Consider the following 17427-nt stretch of genomic DNA (forward strand, 5'->3'; position numbering starts at 1 on the left):
ACCACTCGGCCACCCCTCCAGAGCGCGCCGCTATAGCAGAACCTTCAGGCCGGGGGCGAGCCCCAAGACGGCCGCGCGGACAGACTTAACGAATTAACCACGCCGCTTAACCCTGGTTCAAACCTCTGCCCGCATTGTGACAGGTGAAAAACCGCCTGTGAGGGAGGGGCTGAGATGTCTTTGAACAGCTTTGCGATGCGGACGCGGACCCTGGTTGTGCTGGTCCCGGCCTTGGCGGCCCTGGCCGCATGCGCGACCCCGCAGCCGCGGTTGGCGGCGCGCCTGCCCGCGGCCAAGGGCGACCTGCCGACCGGAGTTGGCGGGCGCTACAAGGTCGGCGATCCCTACCAGGTGGCCGGCGTCTGGTACGTGCCCAAGGAGCAGCCGAACTACGACGAGATCGGCACGGCCTCCTGGTACGGCGACGCGTTCAACATGAAGGCCACCGCCAACGGTGAGATCTTCGACATGACGGCCCTGTCGGCGGCGCACACGACCCTGCCGTTGCCGTCCATCGTCGAGGTCACCAACCTGGACAACGGCCGTAAGCTGCAGGTGCGGGTGAATGACCGCGGCCCCTTCGTCGGCGGCCGGTTGATCGACCTCAGCCACGCGGCGGCCCGCGAGCTGGGCTATGACGACAAGGGCCTGGCGCGGGTCCGCGTCCGCTATGTGGGGCCCGCCCCCCTGGGCGGCAAAGATGTCCGCTACGCCGCCAACTCCGCAGCCCAGCCCGCCTATCCCACGACCGCGCCGCTCGCGCCCGCGGCCCCCGTGGCGGTCGCCGCGATGCCGGCCTTCGTTCCGCCCCAGCCCATGGCGGTGGCTGCCGCGCCCCTGGCCCCTGTGACGCCTGCGGCCCAGCCCCAGGGCGCTTCGCCCCCCTCAGCTCCCGTCTTCGCGGCCGGCGGCGCCTCGGGCGTTTATCGTGTCCAGGCAGGCGCCTTCAGCGACGCGGGCAACGCCCAGCGCGTGGCCGGCCAGCTCGGCGGCGGCGCTGTGGTGGAGCCGATCCAGCGCAACGGAACCACGCTCTATCGGGTCGTGCTGCAGAGCACCGCCGACGAGGGCGAGGCCTGGGCGCTGCGGGACCGTGTGGCCGCCTCCGGCTATGGCGACGCCCGGGTTCTCCGGCCCTAGAGCAGGGCGCGATTTGATGAAATCAAACCGCGCTGCTCCAGGTTTCTCGTTGTCGCGCGTTTGATCCGATAACCGGTTCCCACTTATCGGAACGCGCTCAGTATCCCTGGACAAACCGCGCGAAGCGGCCATCTTGCGCCCGTGTCGCAGGGTCGTTTCATCACCTTTGAAGGCGGGGAGGGCGTGGGCAAGTCCACCCAGATCCGCCGCCTCGCTACGCGCCTGACCGAGGCGGGCCGCGAGGTCGTGGCCACCCGCGAACCGGGCGGCTCCCCCGGCGCGGAAGCGATCCGGGATCTGCTGGTCCAGGGCGCGGCCGACCGCTGGAGCCCGGTCACCGAGACGCTTCTAATGTACGCCGCCCGCCGCGACCACATCGAACGGGTGATCCGCCCGGCCCTGGCCCGCGGCGCCTGGGTGGTCTGTGACCGCTACGCCGACTCCACCCGCGCCTATCAGGGCGCCGCAGGCGGAACCGATCCCGGCCTGATCGCGGCCATGGAGACCTTCGTGCTCGAAGAGGTCCGGCCCGACCTGACCCTGGTGTTCGACATGACGCCGGAGGCCGGCCTGGCCCGGGCCGCCGACCGGACGCACGCCGAGACGCGTTTTGAATCCAAGGGCGCGGCCTTCCATGCCCGTCTGCGACAGGCCTTCCTCGACATCGCCAGGGCCGAGCCCGGCCGCTGCGAGATCATCGACGCCGCCCAGTCTATCGACGCCGTGGAAGCCGCGGTCTGGCGTGCAGTAGATCACCGCCTGGGCCATGGCTGATCCCGTTCCCCATCCCCGCGACGCCTGGCGCCTGTTCGGGCATGAGCGGGCCGAAAGCGCCTTCGAAGCCGCGCGGGCCCGAGGCCGGCTGCATCACGCCTGGCTGCTGACCGGGACCGAGGGCGTCGGCAAGGCGACCTTCGCCTATCGCGCGGCCCGCCGCCTGCTGGGCGCGCCGGCTGACGACCGCTACGGCGTGCTGGGCGCGGACCCGGAGCACACGGTCAGCCGGCAGATCGCGGTGCGCTCGCACCCTGACCTGCTGACCCTCGAGCGGATCGGCGAGGACGGCAAGCCGCGCAAGACCATCCCGGTCGACGAGGCGCGGCGCCTGTCGGAGTTCTTCTCCAAGTCCCCGGCCTCGGCCCCGCACCGGGTGGCGATCATCGACGCCGCCGACGACCTGAACGTCAACGCCGCGAATGCGGTCCTGAAGACCCTGGAAGAGCCGCCCCCGCGCGGGTTGCTGCTGCTGATCTCGCACTCGCCGGGACGCCTGCTGCCGACCATCCGGTCCCGCTGCCGCCGCCTGGGCTTCGACGCCCTGCCTGAGGACGAGGTCGCCGACTTCGTGCGCCAGCGCACAGACGTCAATCCGGAGGACGCCCTGCGCCTGGCCCGCATGGCTCATGGGGCGCCGGGCAAGGCCTGGACCCTGTCGGCGACCGGGGCCCTGGCCATGGACGATGCGGCCCGCGAACTGCTGCACGACCTGCCCCAGGTTGACGAGGCCATGGCCCTGTCCCTGGCCGACCGCTTCCGCGGCGGGGAAGGGGCGGCCCAGTTCGCCCTGCTGTTCGAGCGCCTGTCCGAGCGTGTGCACCAGATGGCGCGACGCCACGCCGCCAAGGGCCGGGGCGGGCTTGATCGCTGGGCCGCGGCGTGGGAGACGCTGCAGCGCCTGCCGCGCGAGGTCGAGGCCGTGAATCTGGACCGCGCGGACGCCCTTTTCGCCGCCCTTTCCGACCTGCGCGACGCCGCGCGCGACTGACCCTCGACCGCATGCTCATCGACAGCCACGTCAACCTGCACGCCCCCCAGTTCGACGCCGACCGGGACGAGGTGATCGCCCGCGCCCGGGCCGCCGGCATCCGGCTGATGGTCAACATCAGCGACAAGCTGTCCGGCTTCGACAAGGTCCGCGCCGTCGCCGACGCGCCGGACATCTGGTGCACGGTCGGCACGCATCCGCACGAGGCCAAGGAAAAGCCGGACCTGACCGCCGCCGACCTGGTGGCCCATTGCAGCGATCCAAAGGTTGTCGGGATCGGCGAGACCGGCCTGGACTTCCACTACGACCTCAGCCCCCGCGACATCCAGGCCCAGGTGTTCCGCGCCCACGTGGCCGCGGCGCGGGAGACCGGCCTGCCGCTCGTGGTGCACACCCGCGAGGCCGACGACCTGATGGGCGACATCCTCGAAGAGGAATACGCCGCCGGCTCCTTCAAGGTGCTGCTGCACTGCTACACCTCGGGGGCGGCGCTGGCCCGACGGGCCGCGGCCCTCGGGGCCTGGTTCTCGGTGTCTGGCATCGCCACCTTCAAGGCCGCCGAGGACGTGCGCGCGGTGATCCTGGATATGCCGGAAGACCGGATCATCGTGGAGACCGACTGCCCCTATCTCGCGCCCGTCCCGCATCGCGGACGGCGCAATGAGCCGGCCTATCTGCCCGAGGTGCTCTGGAAGCTGGCCGAGCTTCGCGGCTGGAGCCGGGAGGAAGCGGAACGCCGCAACGAGGACGCCTTCTTCGCCTTGTTCGATCGGATCCCCCGGCCATGAGCGGCGAGCTTGAGATCACCATCCTGGGGTCCGGTTCCTCCGGCGGCGTGCCGCGGGCGGACGGAGACTGGGGGGATTGCGACCCGCATGAGCCCAAGAACCAGCGCTCCCGCTGCTCGATGCTAGTGCGTCGTCTGGGCGAGGGGGCTGAGCACGAGACGACCGTCCTGGTGGACACCTCGCCCGACCTGCGCAGCCAGACCGCGGCGGCCGGGGTGAAGCGGCTGGACGCCGTCCTGCTGACCCACGACCACGCCGACCAGACCCACGGCATCGACGACATCCGCGCCTTCTTCATCCGCCAGCGGGCGCGCATCCCGACCTATATGGACGAGGTGACGACCGCCTCGATGATGCGCCGGTTCGGCTATGTGTTCGAAGGCGAGGGCGGCTATCCTGGCATCGCTGAACGCCATGCCCTGCCGGCCCATGGCGAGGCCTGGCATATCGATGGCCCCTCCGGCGCCATTCCCGTCGTCACCTTCGACCAGGACCACGGCGGCATCCGCTCGGTGGGCTACAGGTTCGGCGACGTCGCCTATTCCAGCGACGTGGTGCACCTGGACGATCACGCCTTCGCCGCCCTGCAAGGCCTGGATGTCTGGATCGTCGACGCCCTGCGCTGGCGGCCGCACCCGACCCACGCCCATGTGGAGCGGGCCCTGGAATGGATCGAGCGGGTCAGGCCGCGCCGGGCGATCCTGACCAACATGCACATCGACCTCGACTACAACGACCTCAAGCGCAAGCTGCCCAAGGGGGTAGAGCCCGGCTACGACGGGCTTCGCCTGACACATCATATGCGGGCCAGTTTCACGTGAAAACCCAGCATCTTAGACTAGGTTTTCTCGCATCTCGAAACGGCTCCAGCATGCGCGCCATTCTGGCGGCGATCCACGCAGGAACCCTCGACGCCGAAGCCCGGCTGGTGGTCAGCAACAACCGCTCCGCCGCCGCCCTGGAGGCCGCCGCCGCGGCGGGCGTCCCGACCCTGCACATTCCGACCCAGGCCGATCCTGACGCCGCCGACGCCGCCCTGGCCAAGGCCATGCTCGAGGCCGGGGTCGAGTGGATCGTCCTGTCTGGATACCTGCGTCGGCTGGGCCCCAAGACCCTGGCGGCCTACCGCGACCGGATCCTGAACATTCACCCCGGTCCGATCCCGGCCTTCGGCGGGGAGGGCATGTATGGCCGCCGCGTGCATGAGGCCGTGGTCGCCGCCGGCGTCGGGGCCAGCGCCATCACCATCCACCTGGTGGACGAGGAGTACGACCACGGCGCGGTCCTGGCCGTACGCAAGGTCCCCCTGAAGCCCGACGAGACCGCTGACAGTCTTGAGGCGCGCCTGACGGCCTTGGAGCCCGAAGTGTTCGTTGAGACCCTGCAACGGCTCGCCTCGGGTCAGCTGGCCCTTCCCTAGGCCCGCGGCGCATCGCAATCTGGCGGGCATGGCGGCGTTCAAGACCGCCCGTCGCGTCCAAGGAGGATCCCCAATGAGCCGCAGCCGTCACCTGGTCGATCCGGAACTCCTGCCGCTGCTGGACAGCATGCCGAAACGGACGGTCTCTGCTGAGACCCTGGCGACGATGCGCGCCTCGGCGATCAGCTTCCCGGTCGATCCGGGGGATCTTGCGGCCACCGATATGAACACCCGAAAGGTCCCCGGACCGCAGGGCGCGCCGGACGTGCCCGTGCTGATCTATCGGCCCAAGGACGCCTCGGACCCGCTGCCCTGCATCTTCCATATCCACGGCGGCGGCTATGTTTCCGGCTCGGCCGAGGCCCTTGAGGCCGGGCATCGCCGGCTGACCAACAAGCTCGGCTGCTGCATCATCTCGGTGAACTATCGTCTGGCCCCGGAGACGACCTTTCCGGGCCCGGTCGAGGACTGCTACGCGGCCCTAGCCTGGGTGTTCGCCAATGCCGCAGAGCTGGGCGTCGATACGGCGCGCATCGGGGTGATGGGCGAGAGCGCGGGCGGCGGTCTGGCCGCGGCCCTCGCCCTGCTGGTCCGCGACCGGGGCGAATACCGCTTCGCCTTCCAGCACCTGATCTATCCGATGATCGACGACCGCACCTGCGTGACGCCCGATCCGCACCCCTACGTCGGCGAGTTCGTCTGGACGCCCGAGGCCAATGTCTTCGGCTGGACCTCGCTGCTCGGCCACGCGCCGGGCGGGGAGGGCGTGTCGCCCTACGCCGCGGCCGCCCGCGCCGAGAGCCTGTCGGGGCTGCCGCCGACCTTCCTGGCCACGGGCGCCCTCGATCTCTTCCTCGACGAGAACCTGGACTATGCCAGCCGTCTGGTTCGGGCCGGCGTACCAGTGGAGATGCACGTCTATCCCGGCGCCTTCCACGCTTTCCAGTGGTCGCCGGGCGCGCGGGTCAGCCGCGACGCAGCCCGGGACAGCCGCGAGGCTTTGGCGCGGGCGCTCGCCTAGCAGAATCGGCTTCAGTGACGACGGGGAAACTGGGTCACAGTCGCGCTCCAATCGTGACGGAGGACATCGCATGGCGCTCAAGACCCACAAGCCCGTCGCCGAGGAGTATCTCGCCGGCGCCACCGCCAGGGTCAGCCACAGCTTCGGCGTGCCCGCCGCCGCCGTCTGGGCCGCCCTGCTGGACGCCCAGGCCTGGACCCAATGGCTGCCGATCACCAAGGTCACCTGGACCAGCCCCCAGCCCTTCGGCGTCGGCACGACCCGCACCGTCGAAATCGGCGACGCCAAGGTGGAGGAGTATTTCTTCGCCTGGGAAGAGGGCAAGCGCATGGCCTTCCGCTTCGCCGCCTCGCCCCTGCCGATCTCAGCGGCCGTCGAGGACTATCGCGTGGTCGAGACCGCCGGCGGCTGCGAGCTGCACTGGGCCGGTCGCGCCAGCGCGATCTTCCCGCTGAACATCCTGGTCAACAAGCAGCTGGCCGGCGGCCTGAAATCGGGCATGCCCAAGCTTGAAGCGATCATCCGGGCCGAGCCCGCGCGGTTCGGCCTGTCATGAGCGAGACCGGCCTGCGCGTCTCCGTCCTGCACGGGGTGCTGATGATCCTGGCCGGCATGGTCCTGGCCGGCTTTCCGCTGACCTTCCATATCGCCGAGCAGGTCTATGGCCAGCCCATGCCTATGCCCGTGGGCGGCGACGCCCGAGGCTGGATGATGGCGCACCTGGAGGGGCTGATGAATGGCCTCCTGGTGATCGCGCTCGCCTTCGCCACCCGGATCGGCGGCGAGCTCAAGGCCGGGCGCGAGCGCTGGCTCGTTCCGGCCCTGCTGGTCGCCGGCTGGGGCAATGTGGCGGCCTCGATCCTGGCGCCGATCCTGGGCGTGCGCGGCATGGCCTTCGACAGCCACGCCGCCAACAACCTGGTCACCGGCCTGTTCACCGTGGCCTTGGTCGCCTCGTTCGCGGCCTTCTACGGGGTGATCGCTCACCTGGCGCGAAGGCCGCAGAGCTGAAGCCTTAAGCCGGCTCGGTCGCCCGGGCCGGCACCGGCAGCTTGTTGCCGGCCGCCTTGGCGCGCTTCTCGCCCTTGGCGATCTCCTTCATCAGGTCGGCGACATAGACGCCGAAATCGACCTGGATGGTGTGCCGCTTGGCCGAATAGTACTGGCCGAGGTGGGTTTCCTCGTCCTTGGCCGTGACCTGGCGCATTTCGGCCGGGGAGGGGGGCAGGTACTCGCCGACCAGGTACTTGGCCACCAGCTTGGACTGCTGCTCGGCGAAGTTCACCAGGGTCGGCAAGGGCTGGGCCAGGGCCATGTAGAACAGGTTCGGAATGTCCGGGTTCATCATCCGCTTGAACAGCGGCAGGCGATGGTCGGCGTCCGGGAGCAGGGCGGGCTCGCTGAAGAACGGGAACTTCATGTCATAGCCGGTGGCGAAGACGATGGCGTCCACGTCCTCGACGCTGCCGTCGGCGAAGCGGACCTGCTTGCCCTCCAGGGCCTGGATCGCCGGCTTGAACTTCACGTCGCCGCAACCGGCTCGGGTCAGGAACTCGCCGGACACCGAGGGGTGGGCTTCCAGCGGCTCGTGGTCGGGCTTGGGCAGGCCATAGTCTTCCATATTACCCAGGGCCTTCTTGATGCCCTTGCGCGCCAGGGCCAGGCCCAGCTTGCGCGGCATCCAGGCGGGCATGGCGGCTTTGTCGGCCGGACGGCCGTTCATGTACTTAGGCATCACCCAGACGCCGCGGCGGGCCGAGACCCAGAGGTTCTTGGCGATGGGCCGCTGGGACAGTTCGGAGGCGATATCCATCGCCGAATTGCCCATGCCGACCACGACGATGTTCTTGCCGCGCATATCCACCGGATCGAAGGGATCCCGATAGGCGTGGGAGTGGATGGCCACGCCGTCGAACTGGCCCGGATACTCCGGAACCCGCGGGCTCCAGTGGTGGCCGTTGCAGACCATGACCACGTCGTAGACCCGCGTCTCGCCAGTGGTCAGCTTCACCTCCCACAGGCCGTCAGCGGTGCGCTTGGCGCTCTCGACCCCGGTGTTGAAGGTGATGGTCTCGCGCAGTCCAAAATGGTCCACGTAGTCCCTGAAATACTGGAACAATTGGCTGTGGTGCGGAAAGTCCGGCCAGTCCGCCGGCACCGGAAAATCCTCGAAGGCCAGGCGCCATTTCGAGGTGTCGATGTGCAGGCTGTCATAGCAGGCCGACAGGCCATTGGGGTTCTTGTAGTACCAAGTGCCGCCGATATCGTCGGACAGCTCGAAGCAGTCGTACGGAATCCCGTAGTCTTTCAGGCGCTTGGCCGTCGAGAAACCCGTCGGCCCGGCGCCGATGATGCAAACCTTGGGTAGCTTGGCCTGGCTCACGTCCTGGTCCCCCTGACTGAATTATCGTTGTTCAGGTAGATGCTAGCAGGGCGCGGACCAGCGGCAAGCCGTGACCCGGCGTCACCTGCGACGAATTCTCAGCCGCCAGCTGGCTCTATATTTTACACAATAAAACAAAGGCCTGGTCGCAGGTCTTAAATCAAGCGCTCAGCCGACAGGGCGCTCGGTGGCGTCATAGAGGGACATTTGCGGCGGCTCAGACGCCAGGGTGGCCATGCGGCGGACGAATTCGCCGGAGGCCGGAACCGCGAAATGGGTTCGAACCGCAGCCATATCAGCCCAGCGCTCCACAAAGACCAGCTTGTCCGGATCTGCGGCGTCGACGTGGCAATCATGGGAGATGCAGCCGGGTTCGGCGCGCGATCGGGCGCAGTGCTCAAGGCCGACAGCGATAGCCGCATCGCGCTGGCCCGGAGCCATCTGGATGGAGCCTAGGATGATGATCACGACAGAAGCTCCGGGAATCACGACAGGAAATGGGCTGCGAGCTTAGAGCCGCAAGGCTTGCACCGCCAGCCTGAGCCAGCCACATATTTCCGATAATCTTCCTTAGGCGATGATTAGACGCAGTCATTTCATTCGTTTGGCGACGGCGCCGGAAGCTCTACCCGGAGCGCTTCCGCTGGCGTGGGACAACTCAATCGGCCCGTCGGCTTGAACGCCACAGCCGCAGGCTCCAGCAATGCTCACGAGCAGAACGGCTAGATGGATCGCCGGGTGCTTCACACTAAGCCGCAAGATCGAACTCTCATCCGGAACCTGCGCCGTTCCTATCTCGACTGAGTGTAGGACCAGCCATTCAGTTCGCTACCATCCAGCTTGGAAATCTCCACCTTGAGCACCTCCCCCTCGCGCCAGTAGCGGATGCGCTGCGGGTAGTCGTGGTTGGGGTTCTCGAAGGTCATGCTGGTGGCGGCGCGCGCCGTCTCGGTGAACGGGATCGGCGGGCGGCCGTTGATGGCGACCTGGACCTGGGCCTTGGGCCCGCTGATGTCGATGGTCACCAGCTCGATCTCGACGGTCTTGCCGTCCTTCACCGCCTGCGAGGTCCCGACCTTCAGGCCCGCCATCGGCGGCCCCCAGCGCTCGCAGATCTGCCGGGCGCCCGGCGGCGTACACCAGGTCCCGTCGTACCAGGCCAGCGGATCAGCCGGCTCGGCGGCCCATCCGGTGGACGCCGCCAGGGAAAGCGCAGCCGCGCCGACCAGCAGGAATCGCATTCGTCACCCCCAACTCTGGGTTGGGATTGTGAAGTCCGTCCGGCGGGACTTCAAGGACGGGACCGCCTTACGGCCCCGCCCCCTGCCCTATGCTCAGGCCTTCATCCGGTCCGCCGCCATCCAGCAGGCGTGGAAGCCCAGCGGGATGCGGTGCGGGATCAGCACCTGGGCCACCGGGCCGGCCGAGATGTCCCGGGCGTCGAACACGTCCAGGGTCTCGCGGCGCAGCTTGTCGTTCCACTGGAAGGTGATGACGTAGCCGTGGTCCTCGCTCTGGGGATTATCAGCGGCCGCGAACCAGGGCTCCGAATAGAAGCAGCTGCCGGGATCGTCCGACCACTCGCCCAGGCTCTCGCCGGTGTCGAGGTCGTACTTGCGGATACCGTACCACTGCAGGGTCCGGGTCTCCGAATGGTCCACGAAATAGCCATAGCGGGTCCGCCGGCCCGACAGGCGGCTGTTGAAGGTGGGGAACTCCACATTGCGGTCGGGATCAAGGCAGTGCTCCTCGGTCTCGCCGGTCTTGAGGTTCATGCGCCAGGCCCAGAGCCGCGCCTTCATGACCAGCTCGGCGACGTTCTTGGCGGTGCGCTCGGCGTCGACACTGCCGTCGGCTCGGGTCTCGGGCATGTAGCGCGAGCCGACCATCACCACCCAGTCACCCTCCTCCCAGGAATTGGCCACGTGGTAGATGTAGCAGGGTGAGAACTCGAACCACTTGATGCTGTCTCGCGCGCCATAGCGCGGGATCACGCCGAACCGGGCCGGGATGTCCGGATAGTACTTCACCTTGTGCCGGCCGAGCTTCAGCGCCTCAGGGTCATGGAACAGCGGCAGGTCGTGCAGCACCGAATAGTGCTCGGTGATCGCCATGTCGTGCGGCAGACGCGGTCCAGGCAGATCGATGGGGGTGAAGTGCTTCAGCGCCCCGTCCGGCCCCACGACGCCATAGTGCATGTAAGGGGCGTCCAGCCCGTAGTCGAAGAAGATGAGCTCGTCGGTGATCTCGTCGACCTTGGCGTGGGCCGAAATGCGTCCGCCGGACGCCAGCACGCCCTGTGACTTGCCCAGGGTCTCCAGGGTGACCGGATCAATCTCATAGGCGTCGCCGGACATGTACCACAGGGCCAGCACCTTGCCGCCCTGGGCCACCATGTCGGTGTTGGCGGTATCCTTCAGGCGCTTGTCCTCGCGGCCCTTCAGGGTCTCGCGGATGCCGTGGAACACCCCCTCCCCGGCCGCGTCGTCTTCCTTCCAGCCGTCCGTGCGGACCCAACGGTTGCGGTAGGTTAGCTTGCCGTTCTGAAAGTGCGCGGCGTGGATCATGCCGTCGCCGTCGAACGGGTGATACCGGCCGTTGGGCGCGTAGCGGATGTTGGGACCGGCACGCAGATAGACGCCGTTCAGGTCCGCAGGAATCGCCCCCTTCAGGAGCGGCAGGTCGGAGAGCGTGTTCTCCGTCCGGGTCGGCCCATAGATCCCCATGAGGGTCGGGCCATAGGCGTCGCCAAACGGGGCGAGGTCGTCAGGGGGCACATGGGTGTTCATGGGGCGTCTCCTCCAGCCACAGTTTCGTTGTGACTTTTATAAAGAGACTTACCCCATGCACCCCTTGATCTGGATCAATCCGTGGTGTCGTCCACCTCGGCGTTGGGGCCGTTCTTCTTGATCGACTCGATGGCGTTCTTGGCGCTGGCCTTCGAGGCGTAGCCCTCCGTCGAAAAGATGGTCTCGCTGTTGTACTTGAACCGGACCCGGAACTCCCCGGCCTTGTCCTTGTAGATCTCGAACTTGTGCGCCATGGGCGGTCTCCTTCGGTCTGGCTTGGAACGCGAGGGTTCGCCAGCGCCGGGGCAGCGTCAACCGCCTCCCCGGCCCAGCCTGGGCAGGTCATGGTAGAATGGTCGTGATCACCGCCCCAAATGCGGCCGCCACCGGGGCCACCAGCTCCCCGGACGAGCAGCGCAGGTCGTCCCCCGTGGTGTGGAACCAGCGATGCGCGCCATAGAGCCCGATGGCGGCGCCGTAGCCGGCCTCAATCACATTGACCAGTTCGCCGCCGGCGTTGGCGCGGTCGGCGGGATAGACCGCCTCCAGGCCGCTGATCCCCTTGAAGGCGGCGCGGGCCTGGTCGATGAGCTGGGGCGTGGCGGTCAGCACCCGCTGCGGGTCCGCGCTGGGCAGTGGCCGCAAGGTCGCCAGCTCATGCCAATCGCGGGCCGCGGCGCTGGCCCCGATATGGACCCAGGCGTGGGTGTCCGCCGGCTTCGGCGCCTTGTGGGCCAGATACTCCTCGCCCCCCAGATAGATGTACTCGTGGCCGCTGGTGACCACGAATTCCAGGTTCGCCTTGGGCTTGGCGGCGGCCAGCCGCTGCGCCAACGTCAGCCAGACGGCGAGCCCCGAGCCGCGCTCGGCCACACAGTCGAACCAGCCAGACCGGGGGGTCGTGACGATCAGGGTCTTGTCGGCCCCGCGATCCATCCGACAGATCAGGTTGTAGGCAGGTCGGCGCCCGACTGTGGCGTCGACGGTCAGGGTCGCCCCCTGCCCCGCCTTGGCCGCGACCAGGAAGGGCTCGGCGTCCTTGGGCGCCAGCACCGCCACCGGCTTCTGGAAGCCGGGCTTGGTGGCGCTGACATTCAGGGCCACGGCTTCGCCGGTGGGGCCTGTGGTCACCAGCACCGCCGCCGCCGCGCCACGGGCGAAGGCGTCGGCCACCGGCTTGCTGGCCGTCGGATCCGCCAGGCTCACCCAACGCCGGAACGGCAGAACCACCACAGCGATCGCGCCGTCCAGGCTCCCTTCCGAGGCCGCCATCCGCAGCGGGCCGCTCAGGCCGCCGGGCCCCGTGGGAACCACAATCGCCTGCGGCAGCACAGTGGCCTGAACCCCGCCAGTGGCCAGGGTGGCGGTGCGCACCTCGGTGAAGGGCACGTCAAAGACCTGACGCTCGCAAGCATAGCCCTGGGCGGAAAGCAGGCCTTCAAGCCAATCGCCGCAGGCGTTGTCGCCCGCGCCGCCAGAGGCCTTAACCCCAAAGCCCGCGAACCGCTCCAGCACGGCCTGCAGCTCCACGGGGCTCGCTCCCGTCCCGGCCGCTGCCTGGCTTGCCTGGGCGGCGCCCGCCGCCATCATGCCCGCGCCCATCAGAACTCCTCGCCGCGACGCCCGCATGCCGCTCTCCCGCAAACCAAGGGGCGAGTCGCCGCCCTACCGATCGTTAGGTTCAACTTATAGCGACGAACATCCCGCACGCCATTGTCCCGCCATAAGTCCGGCGTGCAATTCTCAAATCAGCTGATCAAAAGGAGTCCCCATGCGTCTGCTCCTTGTGTCCTTGCTCGCCGGCGCCGCCACCAGCGCTGTGGCCGCGCCGCCCACCGTCACCGTGAACCTTTCACCCGCCGTGCGGAAGGCGGCGGCGGAGACCTATGGGGTCGCCGAGGTCGACCGGGTGGCCGAGTCCCTGCGCCAGACCGTGGCGCGCAAGCTCGACCGGACCGGTGCGCTCCAGGGCGCTCAGATCGACCTGACCCTGGTGGACGTCAAACCCAATCGGCCTACCTTCAAGCAGCTCGGGGACAAGCCCGGCCTGTCCTATGAAAGCTTCGGCGTGGGCGGGGCGCGAGTCACCGGCTCGGCCACCGCGGCGGACGGTTCGGTGACGCCCGTCAGCTATCAGTGGTATGAGACCGACATCCGGAACGCTTGGTATCAGCCCACCTGGGGCGACGCGGACCGGGCTTTTGGCCGCCTTGCGGATCGTCTGTCACGCGGCGACGCAGGGCCGGACCGCTAACCGCTTGCCTCCTGGCGCCTGCCGGGGTCACATCCGCGCTTAAGCCGGCGAGGGCGACCGGCGACAGGGGGCGAGAGACATGGCGAAGGCCGAGCGGCGATCAAGTTGGACCCTGGCGGCCTATGCCGCGCCCTGCCTGCCCCTGGCGGGCCTGGGCCTGCCCCTCGTCGTCTACCTGCCGGAATTCTACGCCAGCGAGATCGGGCTGAACCTCAGCCAGGTCGGCTTCGCCTTCATGATGGTGCGCCTGCTGGACATGGCGTTCGACCCGTTCATCGGCGGCGTCATGGACCGGACCCGCACCAAGTTCGGCCGCTTCCGGCCCTGGTTCGCCCTGTCGGCGCCGATCCTGATGCTGGCCACCTACATGCTGTTCATGGCCAAGCCTGGGGTGAACACCTTCTACCTCTGGGCCTGGCTGTTGGTGCTCTACGCCGGGGTCTCGATCTCCAGCCTGTCCCAACTGGCCTGGGGCGCGGCGATGTCCAGCGCCTATGACCAGCGCTCGCGCATCTATGCCTGGTGGCAGGGCGCCAATGTGGTGGGGATGATCCTCGTCCTGACCCTGCCCGCCCTGCTGCCGAGCCTGGGGATCAAGGGTCACGCCGCCGCGGTGGGCGCCATGGGGTGGTTCGTGATTCTGCTGCTGCCCATCACCGTCGCCTTGGCCATCTGGCGTGCGCCGGAGCCGCTGGTCGCCTCCAAGCCGGACCATGCAGGCCTTGGGGAGTACTTCAAGCTCCTGAAGCGGCCGGCGGTGGCGCGGCTGTTGATCGTGGACTTCCTGGTCGGCACAGGTCCGGCCATCACCGGCGCCCTGTTCTTCTTCTTCTTCACGCGGGTGAAGGCGTTCGACAAGACGACCGCCAGCATCCTGCTGCTCTCCTACTTCATCGGCGGTCTGGTGGGCGCGCCCATCTGGACCCGGATGGCCTACAAGATCGGCAAGCACCGCGCCCTGGCCGTCTCGGGTCTGTTCTACGCCCTGATCGCTGTCAGCGTCATCGCGATCCCGCCGGGGATGGCCCTGGCTGCCGGGGTCATGATGTTCGTCGCCGGCCTGCCCTATTCGGCCGGCGCCTTCCTGCTGCGCGCCATGATGGCCGACGTCAGCGACGAGGTGCGCCTGGAGACCCATATCGACCGGACCGGCCTGCTCTACGCCCTGCTCACCGGCACGGTGAAGATCGGCTCGGCCGTGGCCGTCGGGGTCAGTTTCAAGCTGCTCAGCCTGTTCGGGTTCGATCCCAAGACCCACGGACAGGAAGGGCTGACCGCCCTGGCCTGGATGTTCACCGTCGCCCCCGCGGCCCTGGCGGTGCTCGCCAGCGCCCTGATCTCCCGCTACAGCCTGACCGCCGAGCGCCATGCGGAAATCCGCGCGGCCCTGGACGAGCATGACCTGGCCATGGCCGCCCCGGAGATGGCCTCGGACCCCAAGTTCGCCGAGGAAATCCACCCCATCGGCCGGCCCGCAGAGTAGTTCATGACCGAACGGCCGATCGACCGCCTGTTGGAAATCATGGCGCGGCTCCGCGCCCCTGAGGGCGGTTGTCCCTGGGACCTGGAGCAGACCTTCGCCACCATCGCCCCCTACACGGTGGAGGAAGCCTATGAAGTCGCCGACGCCATCGAGCGAGGTGACCTGAAGGACCTGCGCGAGGAGTTGGGCGACCTGTTGTTCCAGGTGGTCTTCCATTCGCGGATGGCCGAGGAACAGGACGCCTTCGCCTTTGACGACGTGGTCGAGGCCATCGTCGCCAAGATGATCCGCCGGCACCCGCATGTGTTCGGCGAGGCGGACCATCGGACCAGCGCCGAGCAGACCGACGCCTGGGAGGTGATCAAGGCCCAGGAGCGGGCGGAGAAGGGCAAGACCGCCAGCCTGCTGGACGACGTGCCCGTGGGCCTGCCGGCCCTGACCCGGGCCACGAAGCTGTCCAAGCGCGCCGCCCGCGTCGGCTTCGTCTGGCCCAGCATCACAGAGGTGCTGGAAAAGCTGCACGAGGAGGTCGGTGAGCTCGAGGTCGAGATCGCCGCCGGCGACATGGACAAGGCCCGGGCCGAACTCGGCGACGTGCTGTTCGTGGTCGCCAACATCGCCCGCACTCTGGACATCGAGCCCGAGGACGCCCTGCGCGCCACCAACGCCAAGTTCACCCGGCGCTTCCAGTACATCGAAGCGGCCCTGCGCGAGCGGGGCAAGACGCCGGAACAGTCTGACTTGGCCGAGATGGACGCCCTGTGGAACGCAGCCAAGGCGGCCGAATAGCCCGCCTCAGTGCCGGAGTTCGGCCTGCGGGAAGAGCTGCTCGAACTGGCCCAGGGCCTGGGGACTGAGGCTGACCTCCAGACGCACGCCGCCCTCGTCATTGGTCTCGCGGGCGATCACGCGGCCGTGGCGATAGAGCCAGGCGATGGCCGCGCCCTCCCCGGCCGGCGCATGCACCTCCACGGGCGGCGCTTCGTCCACCAGGCCGGCGACCGTCTCCAGCAGCAGGTCCAGGCCTTCGCCGGTTACAGCGGAGACGGCCACGGCGCGCGGAAAGCGGCGGCGGGCGTCGCCGAGCACCTCAGCCTTGGCCTCGCCGTCCAGAAGGTCGATCTTGTTCCAGACCTCGATCAGTCGGCGCTCGTCGAGCTCGACATCGAGACGGGACAGCACGGTGCGCACATCCTTGGCCTGGGCCTCGGTGTCCGGATTGGCGAGGTCGCGGACGTGCAGGATGACGTCGGCTTCCTTCACTTCCTCCAGGGTCGCCCGGAACGCCTCGACCAGCTCGTGCGGCAGGTCCGAGATGAAGCCCACGGTGTCGGACAGGATGCAGGGCCGCCCATCCGGCAGCTTCAGGGTCCGCAAGGTCGGATCCAGGGTCGCGAACAGCATGTCCTGGGCGACCACGTCAGACGCGGTCAGCCGGTTGAAAAGGGTCGACTTGCCGGCGTTGGTGTAGCCGACCAGGGCGACGGACGGCACGGGGGCCCGCTGCCGCGCCGAGCGCTGCAGGGTGCGCGTGCGGCGCACCTCCGTCAGGTCACGCTTCAGCTTGCCGATCTTCTCTGCGATGAGCCGGCGGTCCGTCTCAATCTGGGTTTCACCCGGACCGCCCATGACCCCGAAGCCGCCGCGCTGGCGCTCCAGGTGGGTCCAGGTGCGAACCAGCCGCGAGCGCTCATAGCTGAGCCGCGCCAGCTCCACCTGCAGCCGGCCTTCCCGGGTGCGGGCGCGACGGGCGAAGATCTCCAGGATCAGGCCGGTCCGGTCGATGACCTTGACCTCCCAGGCCTTCTCCAGATTGCGCTGCTGGACAGGCGTCAGGCTGTCGTCGACCACGGCGACACTGACATCCGCGGCCTCGCACAGGGCGTGGATCTCCTCGACCTTGCCGCTCCCGAACAAGGTCGCAGGCGTGAGCTTTCGCAGGGGCGCGACAATCGCCTCCCGCACCTCGAGATCCAGCGCCAGGGCCAGGCCGATGGCTTCTTCCAGACGCGCGTCGCCGCTGCGATCCGCGCCGCGGTCGTCACGTTCGGGATGGATGACGATGGCGCCCTGGACGGGCGCCGACCGGTCTATGGATTTTGAACTCAATCCGACTCGTCTTCCGCCGGCTCGTACAGCTGAACGGGCTGGGCCGGCATGATGGTGGAGATCGCGTGCTTGTAGACCAGCTGGGACTGGCCATCGCGACGCAGAAGAACGCAGAAATTATCGAACCAGCTCACCACACCCTGAAGCTTTACGCCGTTCACCAGGAAGATGGTCAGCGGCGTCTTCGACTTCCGCACGCTGTTCAGGAACGTGTCCTGGAGGTTTTGCTTCTTCTCGTTCGACATGGCTTGTCGCCCTTTTTTTTGGGTTCGGGA

20 protein-coding genes are annotated in these 17427 nt (G+C 68.1%); 12 read left to right on the forward strand and 8 right to left on the reverse strand.

Annotated elements, in window-relative coordinates; all coding sequences use genetic code 11:
* Positions 1-174: 174 nt before the first annotated feature.
* The 9 genes from ACE3TA_RS21980 to ACE3TA_RS22020 all read left to right on the forward strand — a co-directional run bounded on the left by ACE3TA_RS21980 (position 175) and on the right by ACE3TA_RS22020 (position 7145).
* Positions 175-1140 (forward strand): septal ring lytic transglycosylase RlpA family protein, encoded by a 966-nt coding sequence (locus ACE3TA_RS21980; protein ID WP_374576464.1) that lies wholly within the window; start codon positions 175-177, stop codon positions 1138-1140.
* Between the two features lie 141 nt (positions 1141-1281).
* Entirely contained in the window at positions 1282-1914 is a 633-nt protein-coding gene (gene tmk / locus ACE3TA_RS21985; protein ID WP_374576465.1) for a dTMP kinase, read from the forward strand.
* A complete protein-coding gene (locus ACE3TA_RS21990) occupies positions 1907-2905 on the forward strand; it encodes a DNA polymerase III subunit delta' (RefSeq protein WP_374576466.1) in 999 nt (332 codons plus the stop codon). The genes tmk and ACE3TA_RS21990 overlap by 8 nt, the downstream gene beginning before the upstream one ends.
* An 11-nt stretch (positions 2906-2916) precedes the next feature.
* On the forward strand, positions 2917-3693 hold the full coding sequence (locus ACE3TA_RS21995; RefSeq protein ID WP_374576467.1) for a TatD family hydrolase: 777 nt from the start codon (positions 2917-2919) through the stop codon (positions 3691-3693).
* Entirely contained in the window at positions 3690-4514 is an 825-nt protein-coding gene (locus ACE3TA_RS22000) for an MBL fold metallo-hydrolase (protein ID WP_374576468.1), read from the forward strand. Before ACE3TA_RS21995 ends, ACE3TA_RS22000 begins: the two co-directional genes overlap by 4 nt.
* Positions 4511-5113, forward strand: coding sequence for a formyltransferase family protein (locus ACE3TA_RS22005; RefSeq protein WP_374576469.1), 603 nt, complete (start codon positions 4511-4513; stop codon positions 5111-5113). Before ACE3TA_RS22000 ends, ACE3TA_RS22005 begins: the two co-directional genes overlap by 4 nt.
* Before the next feature lie 73 nt (positions 5114-5186).
* Positions 5187-6134 carry an alpha/beta hydrolase gene (locus ACE3TA_RS22010; RefSeq protein WP_374576470.1) on the forward strand — a complete coding sequence of 316 codons (948 nt, stop codon included), beginning with the start codon at positions 5187-5189 and terminating at the stop codon, positions 6132-6134.
* Between the two features lie 70 nt (positions 6135-6204).
* Positions 6205-6690 (forward strand): SRPBCC family protein, encoded by a 486-nt coding sequence (locus ACE3TA_RS22015; protein WP_374576471.1) that lies wholly within the window; start codon positions 6205-6207, stop codon positions 6688-6690.
* Positions 6687-7145, forward strand: a complete 459-nt coding sequence (locus ACE3TA_RS22020) for a hypothetical protein (protein ID WP_374576472.1) — start codon at positions 6687-6689, stop codon at positions 7143-7145. Before ACE3TA_RS22015 ends, ACE3TA_RS22020 begins: the two co-directional genes overlap by 4 nt.
* 4 nt (positions 7146-7149) lie before the next feature.
* On the opposite strand, the gene ACE3TA_RS22025 is transcribed toward ACE3TA_RS22020, so the two are convergent.
* The 6 genes from ACE3TA_RS22025 to ACE3TA_RS22050 all read right to left on the reverse strand — a co-directional run bounded on the left by ACE3TA_RS22025 (position 7150) and on the right by ACE3TA_RS22050 (position 12908).
* Positions 7150-8517, reverse strand: a complete 1368-nt coding sequence (locus ACE3TA_RS22025; protein WP_374576473.1) for a flavin-containing monooxygenase — start codon at positions 8515-8517, stop codon at positions 7150-7152.
* Between the two features lie 168 nt (positions 8518-8685).
* Positions 8686-8985: a putative quinol monooxygenase gene (locus ACE3TA_RS22030; protein WP_374576474.1), complete on the reverse strand. Its 300-nt coding sequence runs from the start codon at positions 8983-8985 to the stop codon at positions 8686-8688.
* Between the two features lie 323 nt (positions 8986-9308).
* A complete protein-coding gene (locus ACE3TA_RS22035; protein ID WP_374576475.1) occupies positions 9309-9758 on the reverse strand; it encodes a DUF6265 family protein in 450 nt (149 codons plus the stop codon).
* 93 nt (positions 9759-9851) lie between these two features.
* Positions 9852-11306 carry a carotenoid oxygenase family protein gene (locus ACE3TA_RS22040; protein ID WP_374576476.1) on the reverse strand — a complete coding sequence of 485 codons (1455 nt, stop codon included), beginning with the start codon at positions 11304-11306 and terminating at the stop codon, positions 9852-9854.
* Positions 11307-11380: 74 nt separating this feature from the next.
* Positions 11381-11560: a YegP family protein gene (locus tag ACE3TA_RS22045; RefSeq protein WP_374576477.1), complete on the reverse strand. Its 180-nt coding sequence runs from the start codon at positions 11558-11560 to the stop codon at positions 11381-11383.
* An 88-nt stretch (positions 11561-11648) separates the two neighbouring features.
* Positions 11649-12908, reverse strand: coding sequence for a hypothetical protein (locus ACE3TA_RS22050; RefSeq protein ID WP_374576478.1), 1260 nt, complete (start codon positions 12906-12908; stop codon positions 11649-11651).
* 169 nt (positions 12909-13077) lie between these two features.
* Here ACE3TA_RS22050 and ACE3TA_RS22055 point away from each other — a divergent pair, with 169 nt between their 5' ends.
* From ACE3TA_RS22055 to mazG, 3 genes are all read left to right on the forward strand, one after another.
* On the forward strand, positions 13078-13560 hold the full coding sequence (locus ACE3TA_RS22055) for a hypothetical protein (RefSeq protein ID WP_374576479.1): 483 nt from the start codon (positions 13078-13080) through the stop codon (positions 13558-13560).
* Between the two features lie 79 nt (positions 13561-13639).
* Complete coding sequence (locus ACE3TA_RS22060; RefSeq protein WP_374576480.1) at positions 13640-15043, forward strand: MFS transporter; 1404 nt, start codon at positions 13640-13642, stop codon at positions 15041-15043.
* 3 nt (positions 15044-15046) lie between these two features.
* Positions 15047-15832 (forward strand): nucleoside triphosphate pyrophosphohydrolase, encoded by a 786-nt coding sequence (gene mazG / locus ACE3TA_RS22065; RefSeq protein WP_374576481.1) that lies wholly within the window; start codon positions 15047-15049, stop codon positions 15830-15832.
* A 6-nt stretch (positions 15833-15838) separates the two neighbouring features.
* Here the strand turns inward: mazG and hflX are convergent, their stop codons facing one another.
* The gene (hflX, locus tag ACE3TA_RS22070) at positions 15839-17152 is read right to left on the reverse strand and encodes a GTPase HflX (protein ID WP_374576482.1); all 1314 of its coding nucleotides are present in this window, start codon (positions 17150-17152) and stop codon (positions 15839-15841) included.
* A complete protein-coding gene (hfq, locus tag ACE3TA_RS22075) occupies positions 17149-17397 on the reverse strand; it encodes an RNA chaperone Hfq (RefSeq protein WP_374346670.1) in 249 nt (82 codons plus the stop codon). The genes hflX and hfq overlap by 4 nt, the downstream gene beginning before the upstream one ends.
* Positions 17398-17427: the final 30 nt, after the last annotated feature.

This window comes from Phenylobacterium sp. (assembly GCF_041916435.1).
Lineage (GTDB): Bacteria > Pseudomonadota > Alphaproteobacteria > Caulobacterales > Caulobacteraceae > Phenylobacterium.